Raw genomic sequence first — 588 nt, 5'->3', positions numbered from 1 at the left:
GACGATGTCGCCGTGGACGCCGAACACCTCGTCGAGGAGATCAGCGGTGAAGACGTGGAGAGGCGGTCCGTAGGCGACAATCCGGCCGTCGTCCACGACGGCGACCGAGTCGAAGTAGCGCAAAACCAGGTCAAGATCGTGGATGGCGGCCACAACAGTGGAGCGCAGACCCCCGAGCGCGTCCATGAGGCGCAGTCGCCAGGCGGCATCGAGGTGGTTGGTGGGTTCATCCAGCATCAGCAGCGGGGCGCGCTGGGCCAGGGCTCGAGCTAGGACCACGCGGTGGCGTTCGCCGCCGGACAGTCGCGTGCAGGACTGGTCACCGCGGCCGGCCAGGCCGACGGCCTGCAGCGCCTGGTCAACGATGTCCTTCTCGCCCTCCTCCTCCAGCGCCCAGGGTGTGCGGTGGGGCGTCCGGCCGAGTGCCACGGCTTCTGCCAGCGTGAGCTCAGCAGAGGGAGCTTCCTCCTGGCCTTGGACGGCGATGAGGCGTGCCCGCTGCCGAGACCGCATCCGGTGCACGTGCATCCCGTCGACGGTCACCGCTCCCGACACCGGGGCATCCAGTCCGGCCAGCACCCTGAGCAG

General features: G+C 69.4%; 1 protein-coding gene. It reads right to left on the bottom strand.

All coding sequences use genetic code 11. The annotated features are described in order from the left end of the window. Positions 1–588 (bottom strand): ABC transporter ATP-binding protein (locus tag HMPREF3086_RS15515; RefSeq protein WP_070722808.1); only part of this gene is annotated, 588 nt, incomplete at both ends.

The organism is Dietzia sp. HMSC21D01, from assembly GCF_001815995.1.
GTDB lineage: Bacteria > Actinomycetota > Actinomycetes > Mycobacteriales > Mycobacteriaceae > Dietzia > Dietzia cinnamea.
Note: the sequence above shows the minus strand (reverse complement) of the source record. Positions and strands in the feature narration are given on the sequence as shown.